General features: G+C 37.6%; 15 protein-coding genes. 12 read left to right on the top strand and 3 right to left on the bottom strand.

Going from position 1 to position 15,535, the window contains the following annotated elements; all coding sequences use genetic code 11:
* Window positions 1-82 precede the first annotated feature (82 nt).
* Both F564_RS0111420 and F564_RS0111415 read right to left on the bottom strand, forming a co-directional pair.
* Window positions 83-373 carry a helix-turn-helix domain-containing protein gene (locus tag F564_RS0111420; protein ID WP_028122765.1) on the bottom strand — a complete coding sequence of 97 codons (291 nt, stop codon included), beginning with the start codon at window positions 371-373 and terminating at the stop codon, window positions 83-85.
* On the bottom strand, window positions 363-716 hold the full coding sequence (locus F564_RS0111415; protein ID WP_028122764.1) for a type II toxin-antitoxin system RelE/ParE family toxin: 354 nt from the start codon (window positions 714-716) through the stop codon (window positions 363-365). Before F564_RS0111415 ends, F564_RS0111420 begins: the two co-directional genes overlap by 11 nt.
* A gap of 120 nt (window positions 717-836) precedes the next feature.
* Between F564_RS0111415 and F564_RS0111410 the strand changes: the two genes are divergently transcribed.
* The 8 genes from F564_RS0111410 to argS all read left to right on the top strand — a co-directional run bounded on the left by F564_RS0111410 (window position 837) and on the right by argS (window position 10,917).
* Entirely contained in the window at window positions 837-1,169 is a 333-nt protein-coding gene (locus F564_RS0111410) for a translation initiation factor (protein ID WP_028122763.1), read from the top strand.
* 225 nt (window positions 1,170-1,394) lie between these two features.
* Entirely contained in the window at window positions 1,395-2,570 is a 1,176-nt protein-coding gene (locus F564_RS0111405; RefSeq protein ID WP_028122762.1) for a BaiN/RdsA family NAD(P)/FAD-dependent oxidoreductase, read from the top strand.
* Between the two features lie 195 nt (window positions 2,571-2,765).
* Window positions 2,766-3,620 carry a nucleoside phosphorylase gene (locus tag F564_RS0111400; RefSeq protein WP_028122761.1) on the top strand — a complete coding sequence of 285 codons (855 nt, stop codon included), beginning with the start codon at window positions 2,766-2,768 and terminating at the stop codon, window positions 3,618-3,620.
* Window positions 3,621-3,868: 248 nt separating this feature from the next.
* Window positions 3,869-4,207, top strand: coding sequence for a hypothetical protein (locus F564_RS0111395; protein WP_028122760.1), 339 nt, complete (start codon window positions 3,869-3,871; stop codon window positions 4,205-4,207).
* A gap of 96 nt (window positions 4,208-4,303) precedes the next feature.
* Window positions 4,304-5,464 (top strand): M28 family peptidase, encoded by a 1,161-nt coding sequence (locus F564_RS0111390; RefSeq protein ID WP_034981427.1) that lies wholly within the window; start codon window positions 4,304-4,306, stop codon window positions 5,462-5,464.
* A gap of 508 nt (window positions 5,465-5,972) precedes the next feature.
* Window positions 5,973-7,157, top strand: coding sequence for a sigma-54-dependent transcriptional regulator (locus F564_RS0111380; protein WP_028122757.1), 1,185 nt, complete (start codon window positions 5,973-5,975; stop codon window positions 7,155-7,157).
* 237 nt (window positions 7,158-7,394) lie between these two features.
* The gene (locus F564_RS0111370; RefSeq protein WP_028122756.1) at window positions 7,395-8,759 is read left to right on the top strand and encodes an MATE family efflux transporter; all 1,365 of its coding nucleotides are present in this window, start codon (window positions 7,395-7,397) and stop codon (window positions 8,757-8,759) included.
* Window positions 8,760-9,153: 394 nt separating this feature from the next.
* On the top strand, window positions 9,154-10,917 hold the full coding sequence (gene argS / locus F564_RS0111365) for an arginine--tRNA ligase (protein ID WP_028122755.1): 1,764 nt from the start codon (window positions 9,154-9,156) through the stop codon (window positions 10,915-10,917).
* 311 nt (window positions 10,918-11,228) lie between these two features.
* Here the strand turns inward: argS and F564_RS0111355 are convergent, their stop codons facing one another.
* On the bottom strand, window positions 11,229-12,140 hold the full coding sequence (locus F564_RS0111355; RefSeq protein ID WP_028122754.1) for a hypothetical protein: 912 nt from the start codon (window positions 12,138-12,140) through the stop codon (window positions 11,229-11,231).
* Window positions 12,141-12,519: 379 nt separating this feature from the next.
* Here F564_RS0111355 and F564_RS20615 point away from each other — a divergent pair, with 379 nt between their 5' ends.
* From F564_RS20615 to F564_RS0111330, 4 genes are all read left to right on the top strand, one after another.
* Window positions 12,520-12,690: a hypothetical protein gene (locus F564_RS20615; RefSeq protein ID WP_154656857.1), complete on the top strand. Its 171-nt coding sequence runs from the start codon at window positions 12,520-12,522 to the stop codon at window positions 12,688-12,690.
* A gap of 244 nt (window positions 12,691-12,934) precedes the next feature.
* Window positions 12,935-14,590 carry a tetratricopeptide repeat-containing sensor histidine kinase gene (locus F564_RS19160; protein ID WP_154656856.1) on the top strand — a complete coding sequence of 552 codons (1,656 nt, stop codon included), beginning with the start codon at window positions 12,935-12,937 and terminating at the stop codon, window positions 14,588-14,590.
* Between the two features lie 10 nt (window positions 14,591-14,600).
* Window positions 14,601-15,266: a response regulator gene (locus F564_RS0111335; protein WP_028122753.1), complete on the top strand. Its 666-nt coding sequence runs from the start codon at window positions 14,601-14,603 to the stop codon at window positions 15,264-15,266.
* Between the two features lie 59 nt (window positions 15,267-15,325).
* On the top strand, window positions 15,326-15,535 hold a 210-nt coding region (locus tag F564_RS0111330), incomplete at its 3' end, for an ISAon1 family transposase N-terminal region protein (RefSeq protein WP_028122752.1).

The following is a 15,535-nucleotide window of genomic DNA, read 5'->3' as shown; positions in this document are numbered from 1 at the left end:
AAAACATCTTTTACGGTTTTCCGTATAACAGAAAAATAATTACAATTTTTAATTATAAATTTGACAAATAAATCTATTGAACTCAAACATCAATCGAAATCCTCACTTTCCCACCCAATCCTTTCTCAACAATATCAAATAAAGTTTTAAGTGTCAGATTACTTCCATTATTTTCGATTTTGGAAATATACTCGCGTTTTTTATCTACTAAATTTGCTAATTCAGATTGGGTAAGGTTCTTTTCTTCACGGGCTTTTCTCAATTGAAGTCCGATTGCAAAAGATTCAAAATCCCTTTCCAGTTCATCTCTTCGCTCAGTTCCAACTTTTCCGTAAACATTATCTTTTATTTCTTTCCAATTTTTAGTTTCCATTTTCTTTTGATTTTTGTTCGTAATATTCAGCCATTATTTTCAAGGCTTTTGCAATTTCATTTTTGGGAGTTTTCTGAGTTTTCTTTTGAAATCCGTTCATCAGTACAACTAATTTTTCACCATCAAAAAAGCAAAATACTCTCCATATATTTGAACCCAATTGTATCCTTGCTTCATACAAACCATTGGTTCCGACAATATGTTTTAAGTAATTCGAAGGGATACGTTCCAAAGTTTCTATCGCCTCGATTATCTTAAATATTTTGTCTTGAACTTTCTTCGGTTGCTCCAAAAGAAACTTCTCAAAATAATTTTTAAACGATATGACTTCCCGAACTTTCATTCAACAAAAGTAATTTAAAAGTTACATTTAAACAAATAATTTTCAAAATTAATTCTCTAATACATCTTTCCCAGAATAATAAATATCATTACCTTTAAAACCCTTATTTAAATTGATAAAATGGACTTGAGAGACCAACTAAAAAACCTTTTCCCAACCCACGAAGAACAGGATTTTGAAATGCCAGATGAAGAAAAAGAAAACTTCAAACAGAAAGAACCGCTCGTTTGCAAATTCGAGAAGAAAGGCAGAAACGGAAAACCAGTCACCATCATAGAAGGCTGGGAAGGCGACGACGAAGGCCTGAAAGAAATCTCAAAAAAAATCAAAACAAAACTCGGCATCGGTGGCTCGGAAAAAGACGGCGTCATCATCATCCAAGGCGACAACCGCGACAAAATAATGACCATCCTAAAGGAAATGGGCTACAAAACAAAACGTGTTGGAGGTTAATTATAAATGATGAATGATAAGTGATGAATGATTTTAGCTTTGTGAGTTAAACACAAGGGCACAAAGATTTTTTTATTATCAATCATTTTTAAAGCACAAGGAAAATCTTTGATTTATTCTTAGCGAAGCTAAACTTTGTGCCTTAAAACACAAGACATTCATTAAAAAACCTCGTGCCTTCGTGTAATTTTCGAATCTTCCAATCTTCTAAGAAAAACCGTTTTTTTGAAACAAACCCCTAATAATCAAATCATCATTATTGGCGCTGGTCCAGCGGGATTGATGGCTGCACAAATCCTTGCTGAGAAAGGCTTCAAAGTTCAAATATTTGAACAAAACAAAGCTTCTGGAAGAAAATTCTTGGTGGCAGGAAATGGCGGTTTCAACCTGACACATAGTGAAGAATTAGAATCTTTTATCGAAAAATATGATGCGCCAGAAATTCGGGAGATTGTAAAAAGTTTCGATAACAAAAAAGTGGTGGATTGGCTTTCTGACTTGGGAATCACGACTTATGCGGGAAGTTCCGGGAAGATTTTTCCAACGAAGAATTTCAAGCCGATTCAGGTTTTGAAAGCTTGGTTGGAAAGGTTGGAAGAATTGGGCGTTATCATTCACTACGAACATATTTTTGTTGATTTTGATGAGAATTCTGTCACTCTTAAAAATAAGGAGAACGAACTTCATTTTGAATATTCAAAATTAATTTTGGCGATGGGTGGCGGCTCGTGGAAAAAGACTGGTTCTGATGCGAAATGGATTGAGATTTTAAAATCAAAAAATATTGAAATCACAGCTTTGGAATCCGCCAATTCCGGTTACGATACGGATTCTAAATTTCACCAATTGCAAGGTCAATACCTTAAAAATATCAAAGTTTCTTTCGAGGTCAATAACAAAATCGGTGAAGTCGTTTTCACAAAATATGGTATTGAAGGAAGTCCAATCTATTATCTGAATCGGTTTACGAGAAAACACAATTTTCCTTTAACCTTATATATAGACTTAAAACCAAATCTTTCAGAAGCAGCAATCCTGGAACAGTTAAACGGAACTGATAAGATAAGCCAGGTTTTGAAACGGAAATTAAAACTCTCAACCACAGCGCTCAATCTTCTGAAAACTTTAGACAAAGAAAGTTATACGGACATAGAAATTTTATCGAAATTAATCAAAAAATTCCCGATAGAAGTTCTGAGTTACCGTCCCATAGATGAAGTGATCTCGACTTCTGGCGGTGTTCCATTTTCAGAATTAAATCATAGGCTAGAACTAAACAAATTCCCAGACGTTTTCTGCGCTGGCGAAATGATAGATTGGGAAGCACCGACTGGCGGTTATCTTTTGCAGGCATGTTTCAGTACGGGAAATTGGCTTGCAAATCAGATTGCCAAATCTTAACCACAAAGGACAAAAAGTGTCTTCACAAGGAGCACCATTTTTTTTTCACCGTGATAAAAGTGTTGAAATATCGTGTTATAAAATTTCAGTAAAAGCTTTTGTGACTTTTAGCGTTTTAAACGGAGAATTTTGTTAACTTTAAGACCTTTTTTAACCCAAAAAAAACAAACTTTTAATTAAAATTAAATGATAGATATGATCAACAAACTAGCAGCTTCCGAACTGGTACTAAACGATGACGGAAGTGTTTACCACCTCAATCTTCTTCCCGAAGATCTTGCAGACAAAGTCATTCTAGTCGGCGATCCGGACAGAGTTCCGAAAGTCTCAAAATATTTTGACACCATTGACGTCAAAAAGAACAAAAGAGAATTCTACACCCACACAGGAACTTTGCGTGGCGAAAGAATCACCGTAATGTCAACCGGAATAGGAACAGAAAACATCGATATCGTGATGAACGAGCTGGATGCTTTAGTCAACATCGATTTGAAAGAAAAGGAATTTAAAAAAGAGCATAAAGCGTTGGAACTTTTCCGTCTGGGAACTTGTGGCAGTGTGAATCCGGATATCGAGGTCAATAATATGTTGGTCACAGAAAATGTGGTTGGACTTGATGGACTTTTACATTTCTACCAGGATTACGCCTTTGAAAATGAGTTCAGTAAGAACTTTATGGCAAAATTCCCTTATGAGAAGATCAAACCGATGCTCTATTTCTCAGATTGGGCAAAGGATATATCTGATTATTACGCCGATGCAAAATACAAAGGAAACACCGCAACTTTCCCAGGATTTTACGCACCTCAAGGTCGCCAGTTGAGACTGAAAGCTTTGGATGATCAATTCTTGGAAACCTTGAATGACCTTGGTGTTTCTAACTTTGAGATGGAAACGTCTGCCATTTATGGCCTGTCCAAATTATTAGGACACAAAGCATTGACGGTCAACTGCGTCATCGCCAACAGAAGACGCGGCGAATTTGCCAGTGACCACCACGCATCAGAAAAAATGATGATCGAGTGGGTTCTTGAAAGAATCATTAAATAGAAGTTGGAAATTGTTTTACCCCCGCCGTAAAGGGAGACGAATTGCAATAATGAAAATTTCCACCCTTTAGGGTTGGGGAAAGAAATTTTCTAATTAATATTAATAAGCAACATTCACAATTGAATGTTGCTTTTTTTGTTTGGTTTTATTTATAATTAAATTAACATTCATTAAGATTTTGCGGCATTTTAATTGAATAATAAAACACATCAAATCAAATTTTCAATTAACTCACAAAATAAATAATTATGAGCACGCAAGATCAAAACTACAACGACGCAGAAAGAGCTGTTAACAAAACAGAGAACTCATTAGAAAACGCGGCTGATAAAGCAAAAAACACCGTGAATGAATATGCCGACAAAGCAAGAAATTACATTGACGAGCAAAAGAACAAAAATGAAGAACCCACCCGAGAAGGCTTCTTTGAAAACCTGAAAGCAAACGCCAATGACGCTTGGGAAGATACGAAAGACTTCGCAGAAAAAGCGTGGGAAAGCACAAAAGATACAGCATCAGATGCTTGGGAAAAAACCAAGGATGCCTCTGAGGACGTGAAAGCGGAAATCAGAAAAGCAACGAATTAGTTTTTAAGTTAGTATAGTTTTTTTTTAAACGAAAGGAGAAGACCATTATCAAGTCTTCTCCTTTTTTATTTATATTTGCACATTATGATATATGCAATGAGAAACTTACTTTTTTCAGTTATTTTTTTAGGAATTTTTGCGAATTCTCAAACCTTCAATCAGGATTACGCCAATGTCAGCAATCTGGTTTCTCAGGCAAACATCAATGCCACTCTACAGGAATTCGAAGCTTTAGGCGTGAAAACAACAGGTTCTGCCAGCAACAACAACGCTTACACTTGGCTGAAAAACAAATATTTATCTTTCGGATATTCAGAAGCTGATATCACAAAAGATACTTTCACCTATAATGGCAGCGCGACATCCAATCTGATCGTCACCAAAACAGGAACCAAATATCCCAACATCTACATCATCGTCTGTGGACATTATGATACCATCACCGGAACTGGAACCAATGATAACGGCAGCGGTGTTTCCGTCATTCTGGAAGTTGCCAGACTTTTGAAAAATGTCACCACAGAATACTCGATCAAATTCATCAATTTTACTGGTGAAGAACAAGGTTTACTCGGATCTGCACATTACGTTTCCAACGTGGTGAACGCCACCAATCCTAAAATGAATATCCGCTTGGTACTGAATATAGACGAAGTGGGCGGCATCAAAGGCCAAACCAATGATACCATTACCTGTGAAAGAGACGAGTCTAATTCACCAAGCGCAAACAATGCCTCCTCAAATATATTGACGCAGCAATTGATGAATTGTGTGAAGCTTTATTCACCTTTAAAGACTCATCTCAATTACGCATATGCCTCAGACTATATGCCTTTCCAGTCCAATGGTGAAGTCATCACAGGCCTTTTCGAATACAATGAAACACCTTATGCACACACTGCAAATGACAAATATATCTATCTAGATCCAGTCTATATTTACAACATTGCAAAAGCAACAACAGGCGCTGTCCAGCATTTTGCGATGGCAGGCCAGACTTTAAGCACCCATACAGTACAGAGCCCATCTACAGACTTCAGATCCTACCCCAACCCGGCAAAAGACTACCTTCAGCTCGAGTTTTCTAACAGCAAAAATCAGGATTTCAGTTTTACGATCACTTCGCTTGACGGCAAACTGATTGCCAAAACAGAAAACCAAACCAGAATCGATATTTCTTCCCTCCAAAAAGGCAACTATCTAGGGACTTTCAAAATAGGAGATCAAATCATCACCAAGAAAATGATTGTAGAATAAGTGAATATCGGCAATTGCATCATTTCATTATTATCACCTATTTAGTGGTTAAAGTCTGTTGTTTCTTTTCTAAATGAAATGCCATTGTTTATCTAAAAAATCACAAAACCATCTCTCTCCTGGCAGGAAATAGTTCATACGGAGCCAAACAAAACTGTTGCACTTATTTTCGAAAAACTATAATCCAAATACATACCAGTCGCAGTCATATTTTATCATTGATCAACTATAAAAAGTTGGGCAATCCCCTTGCCTGCACTTTCACCAGCACCTTGGGTCGCGCTATCCGCTATTATCTTTTATTTTTTTCAGGAGTTTCGGCCGGGAACCAGCCAGGTAAGACAAAAAAAAATAAAAGGATAGCCGCTACTATCGCTATTGCAAAGGCGATTTGTCATGCAAAAAGCATCCTTCAAGTTGATGAGAATACGTTTGTATTTTATTTTTCACAATAAACAATCATAATTATTTAGTATTACGAAATCAAAAAAGTCGTATCTTTGCACCTATGCAAAAAATATTAATCGTAGAGGACGAAAAAACAATATCTGGCGTTCTACACAGTATTTTATCGGACGAACTCCCTGATTACCAATTCGAAATAGCAGAAGATGGTCTGGAAGGTTACAAATTCATAGAGAAAGAAGATTTTGCTTTGGTCATTTCTGACATCAAAATGCCAAAAATATCAGGAACGGAACTTTTGAAACAAAGTCTCGATTTAAAACCCGAGAGCACTTTCATCATGATCTCCGGACACGCTGATATAGATACCGCAGTAGGTTGTTTGAGAGAAGGCGCTTATGACTTTATCTCAAAACCGATTGATATCAACAGATTGATCACCAGCGTCAAAAATGCATTAGACAAAGGCAATCTTCAAAAAGCAAACTCGCATCTGAAGCAGGAGAATTCTCAGCTGAAGAAAAAAGTCAATAAAAAATACCAAATGATTGGGCAATCGCCTGCGCTGAAGAAGATTCAGGAAATCATAGACAAAGTAGCTGTTTCTGACGCAAGAGTTCTGATCACCGGGCCAAACGGTGCCGGTAAAGAATTGGTAGCCCACGCGATCCATTCTCAAAGCGAAAGATCTCGCGGTCCAATGATAGAGGTTAACTGCGCTGCAATCCCGTCTGAACTGATAGAAAGTGAATTGTTCGGACACGTGAAAGGATCTTTTACAGGCGCAATCAAAGACAAATCAGGAAAATTTGAACAGGCAACTGGCGGAACTATTTTCTTGGACGAAATTGGTGATATGAGCCTTGTTGCTCAGGCCAAAGTGCTTAGAGCTTTGCAGGAAAGCAAAGTTTCCCCTGTAGGAAGCGACAAAGAAATCAAAGTGGATGTCCGCGTGATTGCTGCAACCAACAAGAATCTGGCTAAGGAAATTGAGCAAGGAAAATTCCGTGAGGATCTTTACCACAGGCTTTCTGTGATAGAAATCAGCGTTCCTTCACTTAATGACAGAGCAGAAGACATTCCATTATTAGTCCATCATTTCACCAACCTGATTGCTTCAGAAAATGGTTCTGCGCCTAAGAAATTTGATGATAAATCCATCAAATCTTTGCAGCAGTATGACTGGACAGGAAACATCCGTGAGCTAAGAAACGTTGTAGAAAGGTTGATCATTTTAGGTGCTGATCCTGTGACTGCTGACGATGTTTCCAATTTTGTAAAGAAGTAAACTTAATTAAATATTATATTTGACCGCAGTTTCTTCTGCGGTTTTTTTTTGAAGTTTTTTGAACACAAAGTCCACTAAGAATTTCAAATAATACTTATCATCATTTAAGTTCACAAAGGCGCAAAACTTATCAAAGGTTACAAAATCTTGTTTGAGCAACGCGCCTTTGTGAACCAAAAAAAATAAAAACTTTGTAGACTTTATGTTCAAAAAAAAACAGACTTAAAATATAAAAAAATGAGATTTTTAGATAAACAATACACACAGCAAGGACTGAAATTGGCGCTTCCTGTGATGTTGACACAAGTCGGGCAAGTGTCCGTGAATCTCTTCGATAATATCATCGTTGGGAAACTTTTGGGCGCGCAGGCTTTGGCTTCTGTGTCTTTGGGAAACGCTTTGTTCTTTTCCATTTTTGTATTGGCATTGGGATTTTCTTTTGCCATTCCGCCATTGGTTTCCGAGGCCAGTGCGCAAGGCAAACACGGCACGATCAATTCTGTTTTCAGACACGGATTTGTTATTAATCTTGGCGTTGGAATATTATTGATGATTTTGTTATTGGCAGGACTTCCAATCATTAAACATATGGATCAGCCAGCAGAAATTATCCCGGATACGATTAGCTTTTTGAGCATTATGGCGTTTACAATGATTCCGTTTATGATGTTCCAGACTTTGAGAGAAGTTTCGGAAGGATTATCATTCACTATTGGTGTTACCAAAGCAACCATCATTGCCAATGTCATTAATATTGCATTGAACTACGTCTTCATCAAAGGGCTTTTTGGCTTGCCGGCAATGGGCGTTCAGGGTTCTGCTTTGGCAACGTTGATTGCGAGAATATTCATGGTGGTGTTCCTCTATTTTGTCTTGGTTAAGGAGCCAAAAACCAGACGATACATCAAAGATTTCTCTTTAAAGATTGCAGAATTCAGTAAAGAAATGTTTACCAAAATGTTCAAGCTGGGATTGCCAACTGCTTTACAAATGTTCTTTGAAGTGACAGCGTTTGCGGCGGCGGCTTTCATCTGTGGATTGGTAAGTAGTCAGGATATTGCGTCGCATCAGATTGCTTTGTCGATGGCGTCTTTTACCTTCAATCTTTGTATTGGTTTCAGTGTGGCTTCTACGGTGATGATTGGGAACAAAATGGGTGTAGGCGATTATGTGGGCTTGCGGAAAATCGGGATTAATAATTTTAAACTGACTTTACTTTATATGGGATTCTGCGGGATTATGTTTATTATTTTCAGGAATGTTCTGCCGCATTTTTTCACCAAAGAAAGTGATGTTTTGGTCATTGAATTGGCCTCGAAACTAATGATCATCGCCGCACTATTCCAATTGTCTGACGGAATCCAAGTGACGGCATTGGGTTGTCTGAGAGGAATACAAGATGTGAAGATCCCGAGCGTGATTACATTTTTGGCGTACTGGGTTTTCACGATTCCGATTGGCTATTTCCTTTGTGTGACGATGAAAATGGGTGCTTTTGGGATGTGGATTGCTTTGGGAATTGGGTTGACAATTTCTGCAATTCTTTTAGTTATCAGATTTTTGAGGCTGAGTAAGAGGAGAGCTTTGGCTGTAATTAATTAACTTTTTATCGCAAAGGCGCATTAGCTTAACAGCCAAAAAGCTTAAAAGTCGCCAAGTTGAAATCTGGGAAAAGTCTTCGACTCCGCTCAGACTGACATTGATATCAAATTTTGGAGACAAAACGATATTAAGAATGCGAATCTGTAGCCCGACTTATCTCAATTTTTTATTTTTTTATTTGAATCGATGAACCACTTCGGTAGGTTTGAGTGGAGCTCTTTTTTGTCATTGCAATTATATAAAAGTTCAACTTAATGCTTTAGTTCGTTTGCAATGACAAAAAAGCGGAAACGGAAGGCCGATAAAGCTGCCCAAATTATCTCACAATTATAATTTGCGACTTTGCTTCAAAAAGCTATTTTAAATTTTTAAATTTGCAACACAAAATTCTGACATGAATATCATACAACATATACAATCAAAAATAGCCGAGATCATCCCAAAACTTTATGACGTGGAAGGCGTGAATCTGGATGTTCAAAAAAATAAAACCGAGTTCGAAGGTGATTTCACGATCGTTATTTTTCCATTGGTAAAACTGGCGAAGAAAAGTCCGGACGCTATTGGAAACGAACTTGGAGAAGCCATCAAAAATGAGATCGATTTTATTGAAAGCTTCAACATCGTAAAAGGTTTTCTTAATCTTACATTGAAAGCCGAGGTTTTTGCGAAGCAATTGTCTGAACTTCAGGACGATTTTGACAATGTAACGCCGAAAAACGCAACGGTGATGGTCGAATATTCTTCGCCAAACACCAACAAACCTTTGCACCTGGGACACGTTAGAAATAATCTTTTGGGATACTCTGTTGCCGAGATTTTGAAAGCTGACGGTTACAAGGTCATCAAATCTCAAATCATCAACGACCGTGGGATTCACATCTGCAAATCGATGCTGGCCTGGGAGAAATTTGGGAACGGCGAAACGCCTGATTCTACAGGTTTGAAAGGTGACAAATTGGTCGGTAATTATTATGTAGAATTCGATAAGTTATATAAGTCTGAGATCAAAGCGATGGTTGCGGACGGCATAGACGAGGAAACGGCGAAAAAGCAAGCGCCGAGCATCATCCAGGCTCAGGAAATGCTTTTGAAATGGGAACAAAATGATCCTGAAGTTCGTCAGCTTTGGGCGATGATGAATGAGTGGGTTTATGCAGGTTTTAATGAAACGTATTCCCGACTGGGCGTTAATTTTGACCAGGTTCAATATGAAAGTAATACTTATATTCTTGGAAAAGATCTGATTCAAAAAGGTCTGGACAATGGCATTTTGTATAAAAAAGAAGATGGTTCTGTCTGGTGCGATCTCACGGATGAAGGTTTGGATCAGAAACTGCTTTTGCGTTCGGACGGGACTTCGGTTTATATGACGCAGGATCTTGGAACAGCTGTGCAGCGTTTTGAAGAAAATGACATTCAGAAACTGATCTATACGGTTGGAAATGAGCAGGATTATCACTTCCAGGTTTTATTTAAAATCCTGAAAAAATTGGGCTACCAATGGGCAGATCAGCTTTACCACTTGTCTTACGGTATGGTAGAATTGCCGGAAGGAAAAATGAAATCCCGTGAAGGAACCGTGGTTGACGCAGACGAATTAGTCGAGGAAATGATCGCCACTGCGAAAGAAAAATCTGAGGAATTGGGGAAATTGGAAACGCTTTCTGACGAAGACAAAGTGAAATCTTACGAAACAGTGGGACTAGGTGCTTTGAAATATTTCATTCTGAAAGTAGATCCTAGAAAGAAAATGCTCTTTAATCCTGCAGAAAGTATTGATTTTAATGGGAATACGGGACCGTTCATTCAATATACTTATGCGAGAATCCAGTCGCTTTTGGCTAAGGCAGAATATGCCGGAAAAGGCAATTTCGGTGCTTATGTTCCGAACGAAGATGAGAAAGAAGTGATTATGCTTTTGGCTGAATTTAAAGAAGTGATTGCACGTTCTGCGGAATCTCTAAGTCCTGCTTTGGTAGCGAATTACGCATATGAATTGGTAAAATCCTACAACTCTTTCTACCAAAATAATCCGATTGTAAAACAGGAAGATCTGGATGCGAAACAGTGCCGTCTTCAGGTTTCTGATCTGGTTGCGAAAACGATTAAGAAAGCTTTATCAATGCTCGGAATTAATGTGGTGAATAGAATGTAATTCACTTTGAAAATCAATGTAAAACTCTGCTTTTGGGCGGAGTTTTTTGTTTTTGAAAATTATGGTTGTTAAATTTGAATCTAATACGAAAATAGAAAACGCCACCAATTCCTTCAACGAAAAAATACTAGAGCAACATTGCAATGCCCACAAAAACCTCTCCCAAAGCAGCGGAAGATGGAAGATCTCGTTGATCTTTATCTTAAAAACTGACCACATTAAATAGTCAGAATTCAAATTGATGTTGCCCAATGTGACCAACAGAACATTGACGAAGCAACTGAAAGTACTTACAACATTTTTCGTACAGCCTATTTTGATAAGATATGCGTTTCCAACATATGTTTTGTGAGATGCTTCAACTCTTTTCCATTTTCAGGATTTTCGCCATCTGCAGTGAAAAATTCCACAATATTTTTGTGTTTTGAATACCAGACTTTGCTGAGCGATTTCTCTGTAATTGTATCCGGCCTTGTGATTTTTCTGAAAAACCTCAGCTTCTCATCGTCCATTGGAATTACTTCGCGGTAAGAACCAAGAGAGGCTTCATCAGTTGCGACAAAATGTTCTCCGTTCCAATACATATAATTTTCCTTTTTTTCTTCAGCATCGTTTTTCTTTACACTGATCACTTCCTCAACCGGAATAATCCTGATGTCAGAAGAAGTCACATTTTCTTGTAACGTCATTCTGTCCTTTGAAACAGAATCCGTCATCTGTGCCAATTTCGCAACCGGACTTTCTTCTTTCTTCAAATAATGATCGGCTATCAATCCACCGAAGATCAACAATCCAACCCACCCAAAACCACTTTGTTTTGCGAAAAACTCCTGCAGTTTCAGAATTGGATTGGTTGTGATATTGACTGTAATATTCGGATATTTTTTATCAGAATCATCGTCATCATCAATCCTCACCTTCACGCTCGTACGCGAAGAATCTCTATTCATCTTTGTAAAAGTTTCTGTTTTGCAAAAGTCCTTATAATGCTTGAACTCTAGATACTGACTCATTTTATCAAGAACCTGGGTATCAATATTCTTATCCTCATGATCTATCAAAAAGGCGTCATAATATCTCACAAAAGTTCTTTCTGATATTTCGAATTTCCATTCGTCATAAAAATACAAGCTAAGAAATAGCGCCACTCCACTTTTGCTCTCTCGTCCCGATTCTTTCTTTCCTTTTTCGAAAACTTCACGAATTAGTAGTTTTTTGGACATAGTTGGTTTTTAGTCATTACAAAGTACATGATTTTTTGACACTTTCTTTTACGGATATCCGTATTTCATCATTTCATTATGTCCGTTGGTGTCCAAACATTGTCTAACACCCACTTCTGTTTCCGCTGCATCTTTGCCTCGGAAATCAGTGATAAACAAAACATTACAAAAACAAAGTTACAAAACTGATCTCAAAAAACAACCAGCTAAAACGCAGGAAAATCTCTGACTTGGGAAGCAGATGTTTCTCTTTCGTTTTTCAAGGTTCTCTTCCCAAAATTTAAGAAGCGCTTCTTTTTTTTTCAAAAACTGTGTCTATCTGCTCGTGATCTGTTTCGCGGGAAAGAGCACGACTGCTAATTTTTAAATTTTTAAAATAATGACTCAACTACTTTTAATATTACTAGGATTATTTTCAAATCCTTCAAGTTCAAACACCTCAAACAGTGGAAGTGATGGCTCTGCCTCCACCCTTGCACAGCCCACAGACCCAGGAGATACAGGTGGCGATGATGGACATCCTGTTCCGCCCAAAATCATTGAAATTTAAGGTATTTGGTATGGATATCCGCTCTTGTTCAACTTGTTTCATTTAAGGAAAGGTCGAAGAAAGAATTTTACGACCTTATTATTTTTAAGCGATACAGAGGCGTCAACCTAAGCAAGAACTACAAAGTCTTTACAGCGGATGATCAATGGCGGAGTATCACCTATCTTGACTCTGATTGTAAAAAGTGATTAGCGAAAGCATGTTCTTTCGCTAATTTTCTTTAAATTCGGTGAAAACTAAAAAATTGAGAATTTTTACATTTTTCTTACTCATATTCATTTATTCTTGTTCAGACAAAACGCCACAGGACCAAAAAAAAACCAATAAATTTTACGACAAAGCTTTTGATTACCGCGATAAGGGCGAAATAGACAGTTCTTTCTCGAATTTCTATAAGGCAAAAGACCTTTTCATCCAACAAAAGGATAGTTTGGGTGTAGCCAAAAGCCTTGTGAATATGGCCATCATTCAGGAAAAATACGGTGACAACTTTGGTAGCCAAGAAACAGGGCTAGAGGCGATCCATTTTCTAAATAAAAAAGACAGCACCCACAAAATCTACATTTCTATCAATTATAATACTTTGGGGATCATTTCCAGCAAGCTGAAGAATTATAAGCAATCGATCGTTTTTTACAAACAAGCTCTTTTTTTTGCAGATAATGCAACAGACAAAATTATTTATCAGAATAACTTAGCCACCAATTACAGGAGAAACAGTAATTACAAAGAAGCTGTGTCAATTTACAAGTCTATCCTTAAAGAAAACCCAAACAGCCAAACCGAATATGCAAGAACCACCAACAATCTTGCTTATGCGAAGTGGCTTCAGAATCCGAAGTACGATCCAAATCCTGAATTCCAGAAAGCTTTACAGATAAGACTGAAAGAAAAAGACCAATGGGGCCTCAACTCCAGCTACGCTCACATCGCCGACTACTATAGTGAAAAACAACAGGATTCTGCATTGATCTACGCAAAAAAAATGTACCGCATTGCCCAAGAAATCAAAAGTCCAGATGACCAGACTGAAGCACTTCAGAAGTTAATTTCGTTGGAAGAGCCAGAAAAGTCTAAACACTACTTTAAGATCTACCAGAAACTTGATGACAGTTTGCAAACCGCCAGAAACAAAGCAAAGAATCAATTTGCGCTCATCCGCTATGAAACCGAAAAGAACAAAGCTGACTTTTTAAAAGCAAAAAATGAAAGCAAACAAAGACAAAACCACATCATCAAACAATATTTTGGGCTTGGAAGCCTTATTATCGCTCTGATTCTAAGCTATCTTTGGTTCAGAAAAAGACAAAAAACGATGCAACAGGAGAAGCTGCTGGAAGTAAAACAAACCGAGCTGAAATATTCCAAAAAAGTTCACGACAGAGTAGCAAACAAAGTCTATCAGGTCATGTCGGAAGTAGAAAACATCAAAGATCTGGACCGGACTACTCTTCTGGACCGGCTGGAGGAGATCTATGAAATATCCAGAAATATTTCTTACGAAAAAGAAGCAACAGAACCACTTAATTTCCGGGAACAGCTGGCTCAGATGCTGAAATCTTACGCCTCCGATTCTGTCAAAATTTTCATCACAGGTAATGAAGAAGAGATTTGGAAAAAAACACACCAGAATCAACAAAATGAGGTCTATTGCATCCTTCAGGAACTGATGACCAATATGAAAAAACACAGCCAGGCCGATAAAGTTTTTCTGAAATTTTCAGAACAAGACGCTTGCGTAAACATCTCATACATAGATAACGGCATCGGAATAAAAATATATTCACCGAAAAATGGTTTGCAAAATACGGAAACCCGTACAAAAGCTATTCACGGAACGATTAGTTTTGACACAGAAACAGACCGGCTGCTAAAGATCAACCTTTCATTTCCGGTTTAAAATCAAATGTATGTTCAAAAAAGTCCTCATTGCGGAAGATTACGAAAGCTTCAATATATCTGTTCAAAAAGTCGTAAACGATCTGAAAATACCGAATCCTAAATTTGACAATTATTGTGATGAAGCATTTAGCAGACTGAAAATGGCCATCCGCGAAAATGATCCTTTCGAATTACTGATCACAGACATCTCCTTCGATGCTGATCACAGAAAACAAACCCTGACAAGTGGTCAAGAACTCGTAAGCGCTGCAAAAGAAATACAGCCAGACCTAAAAGTCATCGTATTTTCTGTAGAAAAACGGCAGGAGATCATCGATAAGCTTTTTAATGAGCAAAGTATCAACGGCTATGTAAAGAAAGGCAGAGAAGATGTAAAAGACCTAAAGAAAGCTATAAAAGCAGTGTACAAAAACGAAAGATTTATCTCGTATGACTTAAAAAAACCGATAAAGGATAGAAACTCTTTTGAGTTTTCTACACTAGATACATTACTGGTTTCACTTCTAGCAAAAGGAATTCTCGTGAAGGAAATCCCCGAATACCTGAAAAACAACAACATTAAACCTGCAAGTATGAGTTATGTTGAAAAGAAACTAGGCAACATCCGCGAATCTTTGGATGTCAAGAGCAACGAGCATCTGATTGCCGTCTGTAAGGATTTCGGGATCATCTAGCATTTCTAGGATCAATTCCAAAACTTGGGGAGAAAGATAAAAATTAATAATTTTGAAGGATGTTAAATGATGTCGAACTCCTTAAATTATTTTTACCGGAACTTCTCATTGAGTATTTTGAGATTGTAAAATTTGAAGAAGAAAACCAAATCCTGCACATCTATTTTGAAGAGAAAAATACTGCTCCGAAAGAGTTTTCTTCTCTGCTATTACAGTCAAAAGGTTTTGTTCCGGAAATAACCGTTGATGATTTTCCTCTGCGTGGAAAA

This window comes from Epilithonimonas tenax DSM 16811 (assembly GCF_000428485.1).
In the GTDB taxonomy this organism is placed as follows: domain Bacteria; phylum Bacteroidota; class Bacteroidia; order Flavobacteriales; family Weeksellaceae; genus Epilithonimonas; species Epilithonimonas tenax.
Note: the sequence above shows the minus strand (reverse complement) of the source record. Positions and strands in the feature narration are given on the sequence as shown.

What these genes read in the sequence shown, in the direction of transcription:
- F564_RS0111420 (WP_028122765.1), bottom strand. Translation starts at nt 373, where the DNA reads ATGGAAACTAAAAATTGGAAAGAAATAAAAGATAATGTTTACGGAAAA.
- F564_RS0111415 (WP_028122764.1), bottom strand. Translation starts at nt 716, where the DNA reads ATGAAAGTTCGGGAAGTCATATCGTTTAAAAATTATTTTGAGAAGTTT.
- F564_RS0111410 (WP_028122763.1), top strand. Translation starts at nt 837, where the DNA reads ATGGACTTGAGAGACCAACTAAAAAACCTTTTCCCAACCCACGAAGAA.
- F564_RS0111400 (WP_028122761.1), top strand. Translation starts at nt 2,766, where the DNA reads ATGATCAACAAACTAGCAGCTTCCGAACTGGTACTAAACGATGACGGA.
- F564_RS0111395 (WP_028122760.1), top strand. Translation starts at nt 3,869, where the DNA reads ATGAGCACGCAAGATCAAAACTACAACGACGCAGAAAGAGCTGTTAAC.
- F564_RS0111390 (WP_034981427.1), top strand. Translation starts at nt 4,304, where the DNA reads ATGAGAAACTTACTTTTTTCAGTTATTTTTTTAGGAATTTTTGCGAAT.
- F564_RS0111380 (WP_028122757.1), top strand. Translation starts at nt 5,973, where the DNA reads ATGCAAAAAATATTAATCGTAGAGGACGAAAAAACAATATCTGGCGTT.
- F564_RS0111370 (WP_028122756.1), top strand. Translation starts at nt 7,395, where the DNA reads ATGAGATTTTTAGATAAACAATACACACAGCAAGGACTGAAATTGGCG.
- argS (WP_028122755.1), top strand. Translation starts at nt 9,154, where the DNA reads ATGAATATCATACAACATATACAATCAAAAATAGCCGAGATCATCCCA.
- F564_RS0111355 (WP_028122754.1), bottom strand. Translation starts at nt 12,140, where the DNA reads ATGTCCAAAAAACTACTAATTCGTGAAGTTTTCGAAAAAGGAAAGAAA.
- F564_RS20615 (WP_154656857.1), top strand. Translation starts at nt 12,520, where the DNA reads ATGACTCAACTACTTTTAATATTACTAGGATTATTTTCAAATCCTTCA.
- F564_RS0111335 (WP_028122753.1), top strand. Translation starts at nt 14,601, where the DNA reads ATGTTCAAAAAAGTCCTCATTGCGGAAGATTACGAAAGCTTCAATATA.